Annotated in this window: 14 protein-coding genes; all 14 read left to right on the forward strand. The window is 43.3% G+C overall.

The genetic code is table 11. The annotated features are described in order from the left end of the window. The first annotated feature begins 39 nt into the window (after window positions 1-39). The 14 genes from DXB15_RS09485 to DXB15_RS09550 all read left to right on the forward strand — a co-directional run bounded on the left by DXB15_RS09485 (window position 40) and on the right by DXB15_RS09550 (window position 19618). On the forward strand, window positions 40-1458 hold the full coding sequence (locus DXB15_RS09485) for an efflux RND transporter periplasmic adaptor subunit (protein ID WP_109215357.1): 1419 nt from the start codon (window positions 40-42) through the stop codon (window positions 1456-1458). Between the two features lie 11 nt (window positions 1459-1469). Then, a complete protein-coding gene (locus tag DXB15_RS09490) occupies window positions 1470-2144 on the forward strand; it encodes an ABC transporter ATP-binding protein (RefSeq protein ID WP_109215356.1) in 675 nt (224 codons plus the stop codon). Beyond that, window positions 2141-3691: a biotin/lipoyl-binding protein gene (locus DXB15_RS09495; RefSeq protein ID WP_109215355.1), complete on the forward strand. Its 1551-nt coding sequence runs from the start codon at window positions 2141-2143 to the stop codon at window positions 3689-3691. Before DXB15_RS09490 ends, DXB15_RS09495 begins: the two co-directional genes overlap by 4 nt. 15 nt (window positions 3692-3706) lie before the next feature. Then, a complete protein-coding gene (locus tag DXB15_RS09500; RefSeq protein ID WP_118702807.1) occupies window positions 3707-4960 on the forward strand; it encodes an ABC transporter permease in 1254 nt (417 codons plus the stop codon). 64 nt (window positions 4961-5024) lie between these two features. After that, the gene (gene serS / locus DXB15_RS09505) at window positions 5025-6305 is read left to right on the forward strand and encodes a serine--tRNA ligase (protein WP_109215353.1); all 1281 of its coding nucleotides are present in this window, start codon (window positions 5025-5027) and stop codon (window positions 6303-6305) included. 426 nt (window positions 6306-6731) lie between these two features. Beyond that, the gene (locus DXB15_RS09510) at window positions 6732-7802 is read left to right on the forward strand and encodes a carbamoyl phosphate synthase small subunit (RefSeq protein ID WP_109215352.1); all 1071 of its coding nucleotides are present in this window, start codon (window positions 6732-6734) and stop codon (window positions 7800-7802) included. Beyond that, complete coding sequence (gene carB / locus DXB15_RS09515) at window positions 7802-11005, forward strand: carbamoyl-phosphate synthase large subunit (protein ID WP_118702808.1); 3204 nt, start codon at window positions 7802-7804, stop codon at window positions 11003-11005. Before DXB15_RS09510 ends, carB begins: the two co-directional genes overlap by 1 nt. A 622-nt stretch (window positions 11006-11627) precedes the next feature. After that, on the forward strand, window positions 11628-12815 hold the full coding sequence (locus DXB15_RS09520) for an acetyl-CoA C-acetyltransferase (RefSeq protein ID WP_109215350.1): 1188 nt from the start codon (window positions 11628-11630) through the stop codon (window positions 12813-12815). A 243-nt stretch (window positions 12816-13058) separates the two neighbouring features. Beyond that, window positions 13059-13898, forward strand: a complete 840-nt coding sequence (locus DXB15_RS09525; RefSeq protein ID WP_109215349.1) for a 3-hydroxyacyl-CoA dehydrogenase family protein — start codon at window positions 13059-13061, stop codon at window positions 13896-13898. A gap of 192 nt (window positions 13899-14090) precedes the next feature. After that, the gene (locus tag DXB15_RS09530) at window positions 14091-15257 is read left to right on the forward strand and encodes an acyl-CoA dehydrogenase (RefSeq protein ID WP_109215348.1); all 1167 of its coding nucleotides are present in this window, start codon (window positions 14091-14093) and stop codon (window positions 15255-15257) included. 14 nt (window positions 15258-15271) lie between these two features. Then, entirely contained in the window at window positions 15272-16063 is a 792-nt protein-coding gene (locus DXB15_RS09535; RefSeq protein ID WP_109215347.1) for an electron transfer flavoprotein subunit beta/FixA family protein, read from the forward strand. Between the two features lie 18 nt (window positions 16064-16081). Beyond that, entirely contained in the window at window positions 16082-17143 is a 1062-nt protein-coding gene (locus tag DXB15_RS09540; protein ID WP_330427499.1) for an electron transfer flavoprotein subunit alpha/FixB family protein, read from the forward strand. 372 nt (window positions 17144-17515) lie between these two features. After that, the gene (locus DXB15_RS09545; RefSeq protein WP_118702809.1) at window positions 17516-18196 is read left to right on the forward strand and encodes a response regulator transcription factor; all 681 of its coding nucleotides are present in this window, start codon (window positions 17516-17518) and stop codon (window positions 18194-18196) included. A gap of 102 nt (window positions 18197-18298) precedes the next feature. Next, the gene (locus tag DXB15_RS09550) at window positions 18299-19618 is read left to right on the forward strand and encodes a sensor histidine kinase (protein WP_109215345.1); all 1320 of its coding nucleotides are present in this window, start codon (window positions 18299-18301) and stop codon (window positions 19616-19618) included. The last annotated feature ends 38 nt before the right edge of the window (window positions 19619-19656 follow it).

The raw sequence follows: 19656 nt of genomic DNA on the forward strand, positions 1-19656 counted from the left end.
GAGACGATACGGATTTACTGAATATAGGAGGAGCGCGATATGAGCAAAAAGAAAAAAATCATTTTGGCAGTTGTCATCGTTGCAGCTGTCGCAGCAGTAGCCGTTGGTTTTTTCCTGAAAGACCGGCTTGGAAACAGTAAGAGTGGTGGAGATGCAGCTTATGTTGAGTCGGTACAGTCCATGACAGGTGCAGTCAACGCCGGAAGCCAGAATCGGTATATGGGTGTGGTGGAATCACAGGATACCTGGAATATCACACTGAGTTCGGATCAGACCGTAAAACAGATTTTTGTAGCAGTCGGAGATGAAGTGCAGGAAGGAACCCCATTATTTGAGTACAAGACTGATGATCTGAGCCTGCAGATTGCACAGGCAAAACTGGAACTTGAAAGTATCGGAAATCAGATCACCGATTACAACAATCAGATCAAGACACTTACCGCAGAGAAAAATGCAGCATCCAAGGATGAACAGTTTAATTATACGGTACAGATCCAGAGCCTGCAGACATCCATCAAGCAGTCTGAATATGAGCAGCAGAGTAAAAAGTTAGAGATTCAGAAAATGGAAGATACCATGTCACAGTCTACCGTAACCAGCAAGATCAACGGTGTGGTAAAATCCATCAATGAAAATGGCGCTTCTGACCAGTATGGCAATACACAGCCGTTTATGTCAATTTTGACAACTGGTGATTATCGTGTAAAAGGTACCGTGAATGAGACAAATGTTCACAATCTGTCCGAAGGTCAAGCAGTGATTCTTCGTTCCAGAGTAGATGATACAAAAACATGGAGTGGAACGATTGAAAAAATTGATACAGAAAATAAGGAGTCAGATAACAATAATGGGGTCATGTCTTCTACTGGATCGAATTCTGATAATCAGTCTACCAAATATCCGTTTTATGTAAAACTGGATTCTGCAGATGGACTGATGTTAGGTCAGCATCTGTATGTGGAGCTGGATGAGGGACAGACAGAGACAAAGGATGGTATCTGGATTTACAGCGGCTATATTGTACAGGATGAAGATACCCCGTATGTATGGGCAGATAATGGAAAAGGCAAACTGGAGAAACGTACGGTAGAACTTGGTGAATATGACGAAGGTATGGATATGTATGAGATCAAATCCGGTTTGGCACTGGATGATATGATTGCATGGCCGGTATCCGGATTCCGTGAGGGATTAAAGACAACTACAAATGTAGATGAAGGAATGGTGGAAGAATACCCGGATGATGGAGACCTTTCCAGTGATACGGATGAAGGTTATCAGCAGGATTTGTCCGATGAAACCCCGGAAGACAGTAGTATGACAGATTCCTATAATATGGATGAAAATATTGACACAGGTATGGTAGATGAAAATGATATGAAACCGGTGGTAGACGGGACGGAAGATGGAGATTCAGGTGCTGACACAGGAAGTACAGACACTCCGGCAGCAGAATAGGGGGTGGATCTATGCTTTTAAATCTCAGTCATATTTATAAGGATTATCAGCAGGAGAAGCTGGTAGTTCCGGTATTAAAAGACGTCAGCCTTTCCGTGGAAGAAGGCGAATATGTGGCAATCATGGGACCATCCGGTTCCGGAAAAACCACATTGATGAATATTATCGGGTGTCTGGATTTGCCAACCAGCGGAAGTTATGAACTCTCCGGACAGGATGTGCTGGCTTGCAAAGACAGGGAGCTGGCAGATGTGAGACTGAACAGTATCGGATTCGTATTTCAGAGTTTTCATCTGCTGCCCCGGGAGAGTGCACTTGAAAATGTGGCACTTCCATTGATCTATGCAGGTGTGAAAAAAGCAGACCGGGAAAAACGTGCAGCAGCGGCACTGGAGCGTGTGGGACTGGCAGATCGTGTGGATTTCAAACCGACACAGCTTTCCGGTGGACAAAAACAGCGTGTGGCAATTGCCCGTGCAATGGTAAATAATCCGAAGATTCTGCTGGCAGATGAACCGACGGGTGCGTTGGATTCTAAATCCGGAAAGCAGATCATGGAACTGTTTGACCGGTTGAATGAAGAAGGTGTAACAATTGTTATGATCACGCATGATGCCAAGATTGCGTCTTATGCAAAACGTGTGATCCGTATTATTGATGGTGAGATAGAGGAGGCGGCAGAATGAAAAATAAAAAGGTCATGAAACGTGTTCTTGTGATCGCCATTGTTGCCGCTGTGGCAGCCGGAGGAATCGGCGGAGGCATTTATGTACAGCGTTCTAAAATGACGGCAGAAGTGCAGTCGGTAGCAGATCTGAACAATAGTTACTGGGGAGATGAAGTCAACAGTTCTGGTCTGGTGACAAATGATTATTCCCAGACCGTTGAGGTCTCAAAAGATGATGGGATCAAAGAAGTTTATGTAGAAGAAGGGCAGCAGGTTCAGAAAGGTGACAAACTGTTGGCACTGGATACGACAGTTGCAACCCTGAATCTGCAGGGCAAAGAGCTGGAAGTGGAAAATCTGAAAAATCAGATCACACTTGCACAGAATGAATTAAAGAAGTTGAAAAATACAAAACCGTATGTGGAACCGTCAGAACCTGTGACACCGAAGCCTTCGACACCGGATGTTCCGGAAATGAGCGGGGATGCCTACAATTATATTTTGTGGACAGCGGTGCCTTACAATCAGAATGAAGCAGACGGAAGTGCAGAGAATCCATATCGTTATCTGTGTACGGAAGATGCTTATGTGACAGGCAGTTTTTTCAGTCAGTTATCGGAAGCCGGACTTCATGTGGTATTTGAAATCCATGAAAATAACAGTGTATCCGGAGAACTTTTGTCAGAATGGGAAGTGGATGGTTCTCAGATCGTGGTGCCGGATGCAGATACCCGCTGGTCTGTGGCAGATCGTACACAGCTGACGGAGGATACGGATGTGTCAGACACAGATACTGTGGATGATACCGGAGCGGATGCCATTGATCAGGGTGGTTATACCCAGAGTGAACTGAATGGTATGATTTCAGAACAGGAAAAGAAGATTAAAGATCTGGATCTGGATAAGCGAAAAGCAGAGCTGGACGTAGAAAAACTGAAAGCACAGAGCAGCGATGGCATTATCTATGCAAATGTAACCGGAACTGTAAAAAATCTACAGGATAAAGATAATCTTCCAACCGATGGAACACCGTTTATGGAAATCGCAGGTTCTGAAGGACTGTACGTGACCGGTGGAATCAGTGAACTTCTGCTGGATAAAGTAAAACCGGGGCAGACCGTCAGCGTTTCTTCCTGGGAGAGCGGAACAAGCTGTGAGGCAGAAATTACAGAAATCAAAAATTATCCGTCTACAGATGTATCTTCTTACGGGGGCGGCAACAATAACGTGTCTTACTATCCATTTGTTGCGTATATTGAGGATTCCACAGGACTTCGAAATGGAGAGTATGTGGATCTTAACATGACGGTATCCGATGAGGAAGATGGTGCGTCAATTTATATTTTCAAAGGCTATGTGCGTTCTGAAAATGGAAAGTCTTATGTATTAAAGGCCGATGAAAATGACCGTTTGGTAAAACAGTATGTAAAAACAGGAAAAATCATTTACGGTGATACCATTGAAATTAAATCCGGACTGACAGAGGATGACCGCATTGCATTTCCATATGGAAAGACTGCAAAAGAAGGTATTCGCGTAGTGGATTCAGATGGGGCAGAGTATTAAGGGGAGGTGCGTGAAATGTTAGAAAATATTAGACTGTCCTTTCAGGGCATTTGGTCACATAAAATGCGTTCCTTTCTGACGATGCTTGGTATTATTATCGGTATTGGTGCGATTATTGCGATTGTTTCCACAATTCAGGGAACAAATGAGCAGATCAAGCAGAATTTGGTGGGAGCCGGAAATAACACAGTTACCGTTCAGCTTTATCAGGATGAATGGACGTATGAGATGGATTACAATGGAATCCCGGACGGCGTTCCTGTGATCAGTGATGATACAATGCAGCAGATTCTGGCAGCAGATGGCGTGGAGGACGCTTCCCGTTATACCAGCCGTCAGGGTTACGATACCGTATGCTATGGAAATACCTCTCTTTCCGGCGGTTATGTCATGGGAATCGACCAGAACTATCTGGATACCTGCAGTTATGCGGTAAAAGAAGGTCGTGGATTTGACGGCAACGACTATGCAAAATACAGAAAAGTAGCAATTTTGGATCAGGATTGTGCCTCCTCTCTGTTTCAGGGAGAAGATGCTATTGGAAAAACCATCGAAATATCCGGGGAGCCGTACATCGTTATCGGAATTGCAGACAAAAAAGATGGCTTTGAACCGGTGATTAACTCTATGGATGATTACTATACTTATATGCAGGACAGCAGCGGCAGAGTGTTTATTCCGTCTACAACCTGGCCGATCGTATTTCAGTATGATGAACCGCAGAGCGTCGTTTTGCGGGCAACGGATACAGATTCCATGTCATCAGCAGGTCAGGCAGTAGCTGATATTCTGAATGCAAACCTCGCAGTTCCTGACACTACTATTCAGTACAAAGGACAGGATCTGTTGAAACAGGCACAGGATATTCAGGAACTGAGCCAGTCCACAAACCGGATGCTGATCTGGATCGCAGGAATTTCTCTGTTAGTTGGCGGTATCGGTGTTATGAATATCATGCTGGTATCCGTGACAGAGCGTACGCAGGAAATCGGTCTGAAAAAAGCAATCGGAGCAAAGAAAGGTCATATTCTTGGACAGTTTCTGACGGAGGCAGCCGTACTGACCAGTCTTGGCGGTATTATCGGTGTGGTTGCGGGTATCATATTGGCGGAGGTCATTTCAAAAGTCAGTGAGATGCCGGTAGTGATCAGTGTGCCGGCGGCGATCATTGCGGTAGCATTCTCCATGGGAATTGGAATTATTTTCGGATTATTGCCATCTTATAAGGCAGCAAATCTGAAGCCGATTGATGCTTTAAGAAGAGAATAGGCTTGAATATTGGCAAAAATCAGTGTATACTTTTGAAAGAATAAAATTTCCTCAGGAGGAAGCTATGATTGACATTAAGTTTTTAAGAGAAAACCCGGATATTGTAAAACAGAATATCAAAAATAAATTTCAGGATCACAAACTTGGTCTGGTTGACGAAGTAATCGAATTAGATGCATCATCCAGAGCCGTTCAGCAGGAAGCTGACGATCTGCGTGCCAACAGAAACCGTGTCTCCAAACAGATTGGTGCACTGATGGGGCAGGGCAAAAAAGAAGAAGCTATGGCATTAAAAGAGCAGGTTGCCAAAGATGCAGAGCGTCTGACAGAGCTTGAGGCACAGGAAGGCGAGCTTCAGGAGAAGATCAAAAAGATCATGATGACCATTCCGAACATCATTGATCCGTCTGTCCCGATTGGAAAAGATGATAGCGAGAACGTAGAAGTTGAGCGTTTTGGTGAGCCGGTTGTTCCGGATTTCGAGATCCCATATCATACAGAAATCATGGAAAAATTTGATGGTATCGACCTTGACAGTGCAAGAAAAGTAGCCGGAAACGGTTTTTATTATCTGAAAGGTGACATTGCCCGTCTGCACTCCGCAGTTCTGGCTTATGCCCGTGACTTTATGATCGACCGCGGTTTCACATACTGCATCCCGCCATACATGATCAGAAGCAACGTTGTTACCGGCGTTATGAGTTTTGACGAGATGGATGCCATGATGTACAAGATCGAAGGCGAAGACCTGTATCTGATCGGTACTTCCGAGCATTCCATGATCGGAAGCTTTATCGATACTATGATCGATGAGGATCAGCTGCCGAAGACTCTGACCAGCTATTCTCCGTGCTTCCGTAAAGAGAAAGGTGCTCATGGTATCGAGGAGAGAGGTGTATACCGTATCCACCAGTTTGAAAAACAGGAAATGATCGTTGTCTGCAAACCGGAAGATTCTATGATGTGGTATGAGAAATTATGGCAGAACACCGTAGACCTGTTCCGCAGCCTTGATATCCCGGTTCGTACCTTAGAGTGCTGTTCCGGTGACCTTGCTGACCTGAAAGTAAAATCCGTTGATGTAGAGGCATGGTCTCCACGTCAGAAGAAATATTTTGAGGTAGGAAGCTGCTCTAACCTTGGTGACGCTCAGGCAAGACGTCTGAAGATCCGTGTCAAAGGAAAAGATGGCAAGAAATATCTGGCTCATACATTAAATAATACCGTAGTTGCTCCGCCAAGAATGTTGATCGCATTCTTAGAGAACAACTTAAATGCAGACGGAACTGTAAATATTCCGAAAGCATTACAGCCATACATGGGTGGAAAAACAATAATTGAGTAATTAAGTGACGGCAAGACCTGGCAATAAAGTCGGGTCTTGCCGTTGTTGATTATAAAAGAAAATGCATACTGTTTTAAAGCGTATGATAAGAAAGAGATTTAGTAGAAGATTTCCATTTGGATACTTTTGAATAAGAGTAAAGTTATAGTGTGGAAGTCAGTATGAAATAATCATGTCTGATTAATATGATTAGAAAGTATTATGAATGTATCTGAAAAGTTAGTATTGAAATGCAGGAAAAACTGTGATAGAATACCTACAATTTGTATATATGGCAGAAAAATGAATATTATGCATGAATGATGTATAAACATACAAGAAAAGAGAAAATTCCCTCTTTTTTTTTGCAACAAGCCAGGAAATACATGTTAAAATGTTGTATATTAAAAGTGTATATTGTAAAAAAGAGAAAGGACGGGCGAATAAATGAAAGCATTTCTGATTCTGGAAGACGGTACAGTATTTACCGGAACAAGCATTGGTTCGACAAAGAGCGTGATCAGTGAGATCGTCTTCAATACTTCCATGACTGGTTATCTGGAGGTTTTGACAGACCCATCCTATGCGGGACAGGCAGTCGTAATGACTTATCCGCTGATTGGAAATTATGGAATTACACCGGACATGGAGTCCAAACAGCCATGGCCGGACGGATACATCGTAAGAGAGTTATCCAGAATTCCGAGCAACTTCCGCTGCCAGGGAACCATTCAGGATTTCCTGAAAGAGCATGACATCCCTGGAATCGCAGGAATTGATACGCGAGCACTGACAAAGATCCTGCGTGAAAAAGGAACCATGAACGGCATGATCACCACTGATGAAAATTACAAACTTGATGAAATTCTGCCTCAGCTTCATGTATACAATACAGGAAACGTGGTAGACAAGGTGACCTGCAGTGAGAAAGAAGTGCTGAAAGCAGACGGCTATAAAGTAGCACTGCTGGACTTCGGTGCAAAGAACAACATTGCACAGTCCCTGCACAAACGTGGCTGCGAAGTTACGATCTACCCGGCACACACAACAGCCGAGGAAATCCTTGCTTCCAACCCGGACGGAATCATGCTTTCTAACGGCCCTGGAGACCCGAAAGCCTGCACAGATATCATCAAAGAAGTGAAAAAACTTTACGATTCTGAAGTACCGATTTTTGCGATCTGCTTAGGACATCAGTTGATGGCATTAGCTACCGGCGCAGATACCTACAAATTGAAATATGGACACAGAGGCGGCAATCATCCGGTAAAAGATCTGGAAACAGGTCGTGTATACATTTCATCCCAGAACCATGGATACGCGGTTGATGCAGAAAGTCTTGACCCGGCAGTTGCAGTTCCTGCATTTACAAATGTAAACGACGGAACCAACGAGGGACTCAAGTATACAGGAAAGAATATTTTTACCGTACAGTTCCATCCGGAAGCATGCCCTGGACCACAGGATTCCGGATACCTGTTTGACAAGTTTATTGAAATGATGGGAGGACAGAAATAATGCCAAAGAGATCAGATATCAAAAAAGTATTAGTAATCGGTTCCGGTCCGATTATTATCGGACAGGCAGCTGAGTTTGATTATGCGGGTACACAGGCATGCCGTTCCCTGAAAGAGGAAGGCATTGAAGTTTGTCTGGTAAACTCCAACCCGGCAACCATCATGACAGATAAACAGATCGCAGATCAGGTATACATTGAGCCGCTGACTGTCGATGTGTTAAAACAGATTATTTTAAAAGAAAAACCGGACAGCGTACTTCCGACTCTGGGTGGACAGGCAGGTTTGAACCTTGGTATGGAGCTGGCAGAATCCGGATTTTTAGAGGAAAACGGTGTAAAACTGATCGGTACCACAGCTGAGACAATTTTCCGTGCGGAGGATCGTCAGGCTTTCAAAGATACTATGGAAAAAATCGGTGAGCCGTGTGCGGCTTCCCTGGTTGTAAATACAGTGGAAGATGGTATCAAATTTACAAATACCATCGGTTACCCGGTTGTACTGCGTCCGGCCTTTACCTTAGGCGGAAGCGGCGGCGGTATCGCCCACAACGAAGAAGAGCTGGTTGAGATCCTGACCAACGGTCTGCGTCTGAGCCGTGTCGGAGAAGTTCTGGTTGAACGCTGCATCGCCGGATGGAAAGAGATTGAGTACGAAGTAATGCGTGATGCTAACGGAAACTGCATCACAGTATGTAATATGGAGAATATCGACCCGGTTGGTGTTCATACCGGTGACTCCATCGTAGTAGCACCGTCCCAGACACTGGGCGACAAAGAGTACCAGATGCTGCGTACATCTGCGTTAAATATCATCAGCGAGCTGAATATCACTGGTGGTTGTAACGTACAGTATGCGTTAAATCCGGATTCCTTTGAGTACTGCGTTATCGAGGTAAACCCGCGAGTAAGCCGTTCTTCTGCACTGGCTTCCAAAGCAACCGGATATCCGATCGCAAAAGTTGCTGCAAAGATCGCACTTGGTTACACACTGGATGAGATCAAAAATGCCATTACAGGAAAAACTTACGCAAGTTTCGAGCCGATGCTGGATTACTGTGTTGTAAAAATCCCGCGTCTGCCGTTTGATAAATTTATCACTGCAAAACGTACTCTGACCACACAGATGAAAGCAACTGGTGAGGTTATGAGTATCTGCACAAACTTCGAGGGCGCGCTGATGAAAGCCATCCGTTCCCTGGAGCAGCATGTAGACAGCCTTGTTACAGATGAGTATGTATCACTTTCCTATGATAAACTGATCGAGCGTCTGAAAGTGGTAGATGACAGAAGAATCTGGGTCATCGCTGAGGCATGCCGTCGTGGAGTTTCTTATGATACGATCCATGACATCACAAAGATCGACAAATGGTTTATTGATAAAATCGCAATTTTGGTTGAGATGGAAGGTCGTCTGCGCAGCGAGGCACTGACTGTTGATCTGCTCCGCGAAGCAAAACGTATCGAGTTCCCGGATAAAGTCATCGCTCAGTTAACCGGAAAAGATGAAGAATACATCAAAAACATGCGTTACGAAAACGGCATCACAGCTTCCTTCAAGATGGTTGATACCTGTGCCGCAGAGTTTGAGGCAACAACACCATATTACTATTCCTGCTTTGATGGTGAAAATGAAGCAGACGGAACAGCAAAGAAGAAAAAAGTTCTGGTACTTGGTTCCGGTCCGATCCGTATCGGACAGGGTATCGAGTTCGACTTCTGCTCCGTACATTGTACATGGTCCTTCGCAAAAGCCGGATATGAGACAATCATTATCAACAACAACCCAGAGACAGTTTCCACTGACTTTGATATTGCTGACAAACTGTATTTCGAGCCGCTGACACCGGAAGATGTAGAGAACGTCGTAAACATCGAAAAACCGGATGGAGCAGTTGTACAGTTCGGTGGACAGACAGCCATCAAACTGACAGAGAGCCTGATGAAGATGGGCGTGCCGATCCTTGGTACAAAAGCAGAAGACGTTGATGCAGCTGAGGACCGTGAGCTCTTTGATGAGATTCTGGAGCAGACAGGTATTCCGAGAGCAGCAGGTGATACCGTATACACCGCTCAGGAAGCAAAAGCAGCAGCAAATCGCATCGGTTATCCGGTACTGGTTCGTCCGTCCTATGTACTTGGCGGACAGGGCATGCACATTGCATTCAATGATGATGAGATCGTAGAATTTATCGATACCATCAACCAGATCGCACAGGATCACCCGATTCTGATCGATAAATACCTGATGGGTAAAGAGATTGAGGTTGATGCGGTATGCGACGGCACAGATATCCTGATCCCGGGTATCATGGAGCATATCGAGCGTACTGGTGTACATTCAGGAGACAGTATTTCCGTATATCCGGCACCGACCATCAGCGATCATGTAAAAGAGACCATCGTAGAGTATACAAAACGTCTGGCAAGAGCACTTCATGTCGTAGGACTGATCAACATTCAGTTCATCGCCATGAACGAGGAAGTATATGTCATCGAAGTGAACCCGCGTTCTTCCAGAACCGTACCATATATCAGTAAAGTAACAGGTATCCCGATCGTAGATCTGGCAACAAAAGTAATCCTTGGTGAGACCATCAAAGGCATGGGTTATGAGCCGGGACTGGCACCGGAGGCAGATTACATTGCCATCAAGATGCCAGTATTCTCCTTCGAGAAACTGCGTGGAGCTGAGATCAGCCTTGGACCGGAAATGAAATCCACCGGTGAGTGCCTTGGTATCGCAAAGAACTTCAACGAAGCATTGTACAAAGCATTTATCGGCGCTGGCATTCAGCTTCCGAAGTACAAACAGATGATCATGACAGTCAAGGATGCGGACAAACCGGAGGCAGTCGGTGTTGCAAAACGTTTCGAAGCACTTGGTTACACTATTTATGCTACAAGAAGTACTGCAAAATATCTGCAGGATCATGGTGTAAATGCACGTCGTGTTAATAAGATTTCTCAGGAATCACCAAACGTTATGGATCTGATCCTTGGTCACAAGATCGATCTTGTTATCGATACACCGACACAGGGACGTGATAAATCCAGAGACGGATTCCTCATTCGTCGAAATGCCATTGAGACAGGTGTTCACTGCCTGACATCTATGGATACGGCAAATGCGCTGGCACTCAGTCTTGAGACAGCAAATGATCAGATGACGATGATCGACATCGCGACCGTGAAAAATCTTTAAAAATTAAATTTAGGGTGGCTTGAAAATTACCACGTTAGGTATGAATAGGAACTCCTGCCATTTTGTCTCAGTCGCTAGCAATCGCTCCTTGAGAAAAAATGGCAGGAGTTCTTTATAAAAAACTTAAGCAGTAAATTTTAAACCACCCAAAACAAGATTTGTTAAAAAAATATCAAAGTTTCACAAAAAGGGTGGATTTTTCACTAACTTTGTGGTAATGTAGGGACTGGGAAGAAATTTAATTACCTGATTGTGGGTATTGCATTGTACGCGTACGTGTGTTAAAGTTAACTTGTAAGATTTTTCAAAGCCTTAGCAAAAAGAGCGAGGAACCATCGAAAAAGAAAAAAAGGATATCTAAACCCGGTTCAGGTGTGCGAATCCTTATTTTTTTGGAGAATTCTGTTAAAAAAATAACAGACTTACGATGACTTTTCACCCTTTCGACTGTGTTAAAAAAATGACAAAAGTAAACGAAAATTCCTTCGAAAATTTAGGAAAAATGACGGAGGAAGCGTTGCAAAAAACAAATGATAGTGCTAAAATATAGCATGTCTAGCGTTGTTCTTTTAACATAATTACTAGAGGTATATTTTAAAAGTCAAGAAGGAGAGAAGAAAAAATGGCAAAGAAAGTTGTATTAGCAGGCGCTTGCCGTACTGCAATTGGTAAAATGGGCGGACAGTTTGGAAATACTCCGGCTGTTGAGTTAGGATCCATCGTTATCAGAGAGGCATTAAAAAGAGCAGGTGTTGCTCCGGAGCAGGTTGACGAGGTTATGATGGGATGCGTTATCCAGGCTTCCCAGGGACAGAACGTTGCTCGTCAGGCATCTATCAAAGCAGGTATCCCGAATGAGGTTCCGGCTTTCACACTGAACGTAGTATGCGGATCCGGTCTGAAATGTGTAAACGAGGCTGCAAACATGATTATGGCTGGTCAGGCTGATATCGTTGTAGCTGGTGGTATGGAGAACATGTCTATGGCTCCATATGCATTAAAGAAAGCACGTTTCGGTTACAGAATGAACAATGCAACTATGATTGATACAATGGTTAACGATGCATTATGGGATGCATTCAATAACTACCATATGATGATCACAGCTGAGAACATTTGTGATCAGTGGGGATTAACACGTGAAGAACTTGATGAGTTCGCAGCAGTTTCCCAGCAGAAAGCAGTAGCAGCTCAGGAGTCTGGAGCATTCGACGATGAGATCGTTCCGGTTCCGGTTAAAGTTAAAAAAGAGACTGTTATGATCACAAAAGATGAGGGACCACGTCCTGGCACAACAAAAGAGACTCTTGCAAAATTAAAATGCTGCTCCGGTAAAGAGGGCGGACTTGTTACAGCAGGTAACGCTTCCGGTATCAACGATGGTGCTGCAGCAATCGTTGTAATGAGCGAAGAGAAAGCAAAAGAGCTTGGTGTTAAACCGATGGCTACATTCGTAGCAGGTGCTCTTGGCGGATGCGCTCCGGAGATCATGGGTATCGGACCTGTTCCGGCTACAAAGAAAGCATTAAAGATCGCTGGTCTTACAATTGATGACATGGATTTGATCGAGGCAAATGAGGCATTTGCAGCTCAGTCTGTAGCAGTACAGAAAGAGTTAGGCTTCAGCTCTGACATCTTAAACGTAAACGGTGGTGCTATCGCACTTGGACATCCGGTAGGAGCTTCAGGATGCCGTATCCTTGTTACACTGCTTCACGCTATGCAGAAGAGAGACGTTACATACGGACTTGCTACACTGTGTATCGGCGGTGGAATGGGTTGTGCTACAATCGTTAAAAAAGAAGCTTAATTTTCAAAAATTAAATTAGAAGGATATTTAAAATCCGGACGAATCTCCGGCATGATTGCGACATGCGAAAATGTCGGAGATATTTTAATAGCTGACATCGTTAGTTATTTAACACATTTGCTATGGAAGCAAAAAATATAATAATTTAGATATGTGATGACTAATCTATGGACAGGATTGTTTGGGTATGGCAGTCGGAATGTTTCATATTAGTATATAATTTCATTATAAGGAGGACATATCATGAAAGTTGGTATTATTGGAGCAGGAACAATGGGATCTGGTATCGCACAGGCTTTTGCACAGACAGAAGGCTATGAAGTATATTTATGCGATATCAATGATGAATTTGCTGCAAACGGCAAGAACAAAATCGCAAAAGGATTCGAGAAAAGAATCGCAAAAGGCAAAATGGATCAGGACAAAGCTGATGCAATCCTTGCTAAAATTACCACAGGTACAAAAGACATTTGTACAGATGCTGATTTAGTAGTTGAAGCAGCATTAGAAGATATGGCAATCAAAAAACAGACATTCAAAGAGCTTCAGGAGATCGTTCCGGCTGAGTGTATTTTTGCAACAAACACATCTTCATTATCTATTACAGAGATCGGTGCAGGTCTTGACAGACCGGTAATCGGAATGCACTTCTTCAATCCGGCACCTGTAATGAAACTGATCGAGGTAATTCAGGGAGCAAATACTCCGGATGAGTTAAGAGACAAAATCGTTGAGATTTCCAAAGAGATCGGCAAAACACCGGTACAGGTTAACGAGGCAGCTGGTTTCGTAGTAAACAGAATCCTTGTTCCGATGATCAACGAAGGTATCTGCGTATTAGAAGCAGGTGTTGCAAGCGTAGAAGATATCGATGCAGCAATGAAATTAGGTGCTAACCACCCAATGGGACCTTTACAGTTAGGTGATTACATTGGTCTTGATATCTGCCTTGCTATCATGGAAGTAATCTATTCTGAGACAGGCGATCCTAAATATCGTCCGGCTCCATTGCTTAGAAAAATGGTACGTGCAGGTAAACTTGGCTGCAAGACAGGCGTAGGTTTCTACGATTACAGCAAGTAAGAATAGAATAAATACTCTCGAATTATAAGGGGTATAATCCTTATAAGATATATAAGAAGTTAACGGTCGGAATAACAATTTCCGATTATTACATCGGAGAGTGGTGCCAGACATGTGCATTTTGCTACACATGTCTTTGGTGCCTTTTGGAGTTTTGACTGTGCTTCACTAAAAATGGAGGAAAAGTAAAAAATGGATTTCGGATTAAGTAAGAAACATGAAATGGCAAGAAGCCTTTTCAAAGAATTCGCTGAGAACGAAGTAAAACCACTTGCTCAGGAAGTTGACGAAACTGAAAAATTCCCAAGAGCTACCGTTGACAAAATGGCTAAATATGGCTTCCTTGGAATCCCGGTACCGAAGGAACTCGGTGGACAGGGTTGTGACATCCTTACATACGCTATGTGCGTAGAGGAGTTATCAAAAGTTTGCGGTACTACAGGTGTTATCGTATCTGCACATACATCTCTGTGTGTAGACCCGATTCTTACATTTGGTACACCAGAGCAGAAAGCTAAATATGTTCCGGACCTTGCTTCCGGTAAAAAACTCGGTGCTTTCGGTTTAACAGAGCCGATGGCAGGTACAGACGCTCAGGGACAGCAGACAAAGGCTGTTTTAGACGGAGATGAGTGGGTTCTTAACGGATCTAAATGCTTCATCACAAACGGTAAAGAAGCTGACGTATATATCGTAATTGCTGTAACAGGCAAAGTTGAAAAACGTGGCAGAACAATGAAAGAGATCTCTGCTTTCATCGTTGAAAAAGGAACTCCAGGATTTACTTTTGGTGTAAAAGAGAAAAAAATGGGTATCCGTGGTTCATCCACATATGAGTTAATCTTCACAGATTGCCGTATCCCGAAAGAGAACCTTCTTGGAAAACAGGGTAAAGGTTTCAACATCGCTATGCATACACTGGATGGCGGACGTATCGGTATCGCTGCACAGGCACTTGGTCTTGCAGAGGGTGCATTAGAGACAACAATCGCATACGTAAAAGAGAGAAAACAGTTCGGCAGAAGCATCGCTCAGTTCCAGAACACACAGTTCCAGTTAGCAGATATGGCTACAAAAGTAAAAGCTGCTCAGTTAATGGTATACAGAGCTGCATTAAAGAAAGACGAGTACCAGGCTGGTGCTAAAGTTTCTTATTCTGTAGAAGCTGCTATGGCAAAACTTTACGCTGCAGAAGTTGCAATGGAAGTTACAACAAAATGCGTACAGTTACATGGTGGTTATGGTTACATCAGAGAGTACGATGTTGAGCGTATGATGCGTGATGCTAAGATCACAGAGATCTACGAAGGAACTAGCGAAGTTCAGCGTATGGTTATTTCTGGTGCATTACTTAAGTAAGGAGGAAAACAATCGTGAAGATTATTGTTTGTATTAAACAGGTACCTGATACAGCAGGTGGAGTTAAGTTCAATCCGGACGGAACTCTTGACAGAGCAGCAATGCTCACAATCATGAACCCAGATGATAAAGCAGGTCTTGAGGCTGCTTTAAGATTAAAAGATCAGTACGGCGCAGAAGTTACTGTTTTAACAATGGGACTTCCGAAAGCTGGCGATACATTACGCGAAGCATTAGCTATGGGCGCTGACAATGCAGTTCTTGTAACTGACAGATGCCTCGGCGGTGCTGATACATGGGCTACATCTTCTACAATTGCAGCAGCAATTCGTGAGATGGGCGATTACGATCTGATCATCACAGGCCGTCAGGCTATCGATGGTGATACAGCTCAGGTTGGTCCTCAGATTTCTGAGCACCTTGATATCCCGGTTATCTCTTATGCTCGTAAGATCGAGATCGAAGGAGATGCTGTAAAAGTTCAGCGTCAGTATGACGACAGATATCATGTAGTAAAAGCTCAGATGCCTTGCCTGATCACATGCTTAGCAGAGCTGAACGACCCGAGATACATGACTCCGGGCGGAATCTTCGATGCATGCGAAGCAGAGATCGCTACAATGGGTAGAGCAGATCTGAAGACTCTGGAAGACGGAAACATGGGTCTTGCAGGTTCTCCGACAAAGATCGCAAAAGCATCCGACAAAGTAAGAAAAGGTGCTGGAGAGAAAATCACACTGGATACAGAAGAAGCTGTTTCTTATCTGCTTGGTAAGATGACAGAGAAACATGTATGCGGACTGTAAGAGAAAGGAGAAATAACAATGGCAGCAATGGAACAATCCTTAATTGAGCAGTACAAAGACGTATATGTATTCGCTCAGCAGGTAGATAATGAAATTAGCCCGATTGCTTTCGAGTTACTCGGAAAAGCAAAAGATCTTGCAAATGATTTAAATGAGAAAGTAGTAGCAGTATTAATTGGACATAACGTAAAAGACCTTGCAGCTCAGCTTGGCGCTTATGGTGCAGACAAAGTTATCGTTGTAGATGACAAAGAGCTTGAGGTATACAGAACAGAGCCATATACACATGCGCTTGCATCTGTAATCAATGAGTTCAAACCGGAGATCATGTTAGTTGGTGCAACAGCTATCGGTCGTGACCTTGGACCTCGTGTATCTGCACGTGTTCAGACAGGTCTGACAGCAGACTGTACATCCCTTGAGATCGGTAACTTCCCACTGAACCCAATGCCGGGTAGAGAGCAGAAACCAAATCAGTTACTGATGACACGTCCTGCTTTCGGTGGAAACACAATCGCTACAATCGCTTGCCCGGACAACCGTCCGCAGATGGCAACTGTTCGTCCAGGTGTTATGCAGAAGATCGAGCCGATCGCTGATGCTAATCCGGAAGTTGTTGAGTACAACCCAGGATTCACACCGGACAACAAATATGTTGAGATTCTTGACATCGTTAAAAATGTATCTGACGTTGTTGATATCCAGGACGCTAAGATCCTTGTATCTGGTGGCCGTGGAGTTGGAACACCGGAGAACTTCAAAATGCTCGAAGAGCTGGCTGAGGTTGTTGGTGGTACCGTATCCTGCTCTCGTGCAGTAGTAGATGCTGGTTGGAAACCACAGGATCTGCAGGTTGGTCAGACTGGTAAAACAGTTCGTCCGCAGGTTTACTTTGCAATCGGTATTTCCGGAGCAATCCAGCACGTAGCTGGTATGGAAGAGTCTGATCTCATCATCGCAATCAACAAAGACGAAGATGCTCCTATCTTCGATGTAGCTGATTACGGTATCGTTGGAGATCTGAACAAGATCGTTCCACTTCTTACTGAGGAGATCAAAAAAGCTCTTGCAGCTAAATAAAATTTGCCTTGTGGCTTAGAATTTAATATTTAGGACGAAAAAGTGGTATTTTACCTCCGCGGCGAACAATCGCACGCTGAGGTAAAATACCACTTTTTCTTTATCCACACTTTGTAACTGACCTTAAATTTGGGATCGCCACTGCGTCTATGCCGCTGCGCCTTTATGTGGTATAATGTATGTAAAATTTTTTACATAAAATTTACTTAGAATATGATTTCATTTTACGGGGTGTCTTTATAATGATAAATAAAATAAGCTAGTTAGGATTAGCAAACAGAAAAAGCTTAAATAGCAGAGATAAGAGGAACAACAAGTAAAATGTAATAGACATGTGGTGTCAGTTAGTTGAAGTAGATGAGGTGGGAAGATATGATGATTTATATTGTGGAAGATGATAAGAATATTCAGGAAATCGAGAGCTTTGCATTGAAGAATTCCGGTTATGAAGTACGTGGATTTGAATGTACCAAAGATTTTTATGCGGCTTTGGATGAGCAGATTCCGGATCTGGTTTTACTGGATATTATGTTACCGGATGAGGATGGATTACAGATTTTGAAAAAACTGCGTCTGAATCACAGTACAGTGCTTGTCCCAGTTATTATGGTAACGGCAAAAACGACAGAGTTGGACAAGGTAAAAGGGCTGGATCTTGGTGCGGATGATTATCTGACAAAACCGTTTGGTGTTATGGAACTGATTTCCAGAGTAAAAGCATTACTGAGAAGAAGTGCTTCTATCCATAAAAAAGAAGTTTACGAGTTTGAAGATATTACTCTGAATGACAGCAAACACGCGGTACATACTGCACAGGGAAAATGTGATCTGACCTATAAAGAGTATGAATTGCTGAAATATCTGATCATGAATGAAGGTATCGTATTGACCAGAGATCGTCTGATGGAAGAAATCTGGGGCATGGATTTTACCGGTGAATCCCGTACACTTGATATGCATATCAAGACATTACGTCAGAAACTGGGACCATCCGGAAAATTGATTCAGACTGTTCGAAATGTAGGATATAGCCTGAATCATATTAGAAACTAAAAACTTTTGAAAAGCAGATGCAATTGGTATATGTCAGAGTATAGCAAGAACCATATGAATGTCTTGGATCTGCTTTTTAGATAAATAGATGAGGCAGAAGGCATGAGAAAGAAAATTCATAAAAATTTAGTTGGTATTGCGGCACTTGCCATCTTACTGACGATCGGACTGACATTTTGGGCATATTTTATGATGTTGCAGAAACAGATTTTTCAGGATCTTCAAACGGATGTACATGTACTGGCAAGTTCAGATTATATCGTAGAAACATTGGAGCAGAATTATGATGCTAATGCAGACGGGCTGCGCATTACGTTGGTTGATGCGGATGGAAACGTGCTTTATGAGAGCAAAGCCAATGCAAGCAAGATGAAAAATCATATGGAACGACCGGAGATTCAACAGGCATTGAAAAATGGCGAAGGAAAAGCAACGAGACATTCGAATACGATTGGTACTTTATCTTTTTATTATGCGGAAAAATTAGATAATGGCTGCATTATCCGAGTATCCAGAGATATTCCATATGTGGCAAAAATGAGTTTGTATCTGATCCCGGAAAGTATCGCGATTTTTGCAGGGATTTTTGTACTGTGTCTGATTTTGGGTCATATTATGACGAAGCGCTTTATTGAGCCGATTGAAATGCTGGCAGTAGATGTGGAAAAAGTAAGTGAGATACAGGCCTATCCGGAAATTCAGCCGTTTATCGAGACGATTAATCAGCAGCATCGGGAGCTGAAACGAAATTCAAAAATGCGGCAGGAATTTACGGCAAATGTATCCCATGAATTAAAAACGCCACTGACATCTATTTCCGGTTATGCGGAATTGATTGAATCCGGGATTGCGCAGGGGGAAGATACCGTGCGTTTTGCCGGAGAAATTCATAAAAGTTCGCAGCGTCTGTTGACACTGATCAATGATATTCTGCGTCTGTCTCAGTTGGATTCTGTAGAAGAATGTGTGGATACAGAAGCGGTAGATCTGTATGAAATGGCATTGAATTGCCGCGATATGCTTGAGATGCAGGCAAACAAGCATCATGTAGTTGTGCGTGTGAAAGGAGATACAGAGGTGATTCAGGCAAACCGTCGTATGATGGAAGAATTGATATACAATCTGTGTGACAATGCGATTCGGTATAATCATTCTGGTGGTTCGGTCAATGTCACAATTGGAAAGGAAGATCAGCATCCATTTGTAGCTGTGAAAGATACTGGAATTGGTGTATCTAAGGAAGATCAGGAACGAATTTTTGAACGTTTTTATCGTGTGGATAAGAGTCGGTCAAAACAGACGGGTGGAACTGGCTTGGGACTTGCAATCGTAAAACACATTGCGGTGATGCATAAGGCAGAACTGAAAATTGAAAGTGAACTTGGAAAAGGAACGGAAATTAAAATTGTATTCCCAGTGTAGCGGTAAAACATAGTGATAAAGTTTTGATAAAATAATAT

Origin of the sequence: Roseburia sp. OM02-15 (assembly GCF_003481835.1) — a bacterium.
Classification (GTDB): Bacteria; Bacillota; Clostridia; order Lachnospirales; family Lachnospiraceae; genus Eubacterium_I; species Eubacterium_I ramulus_A.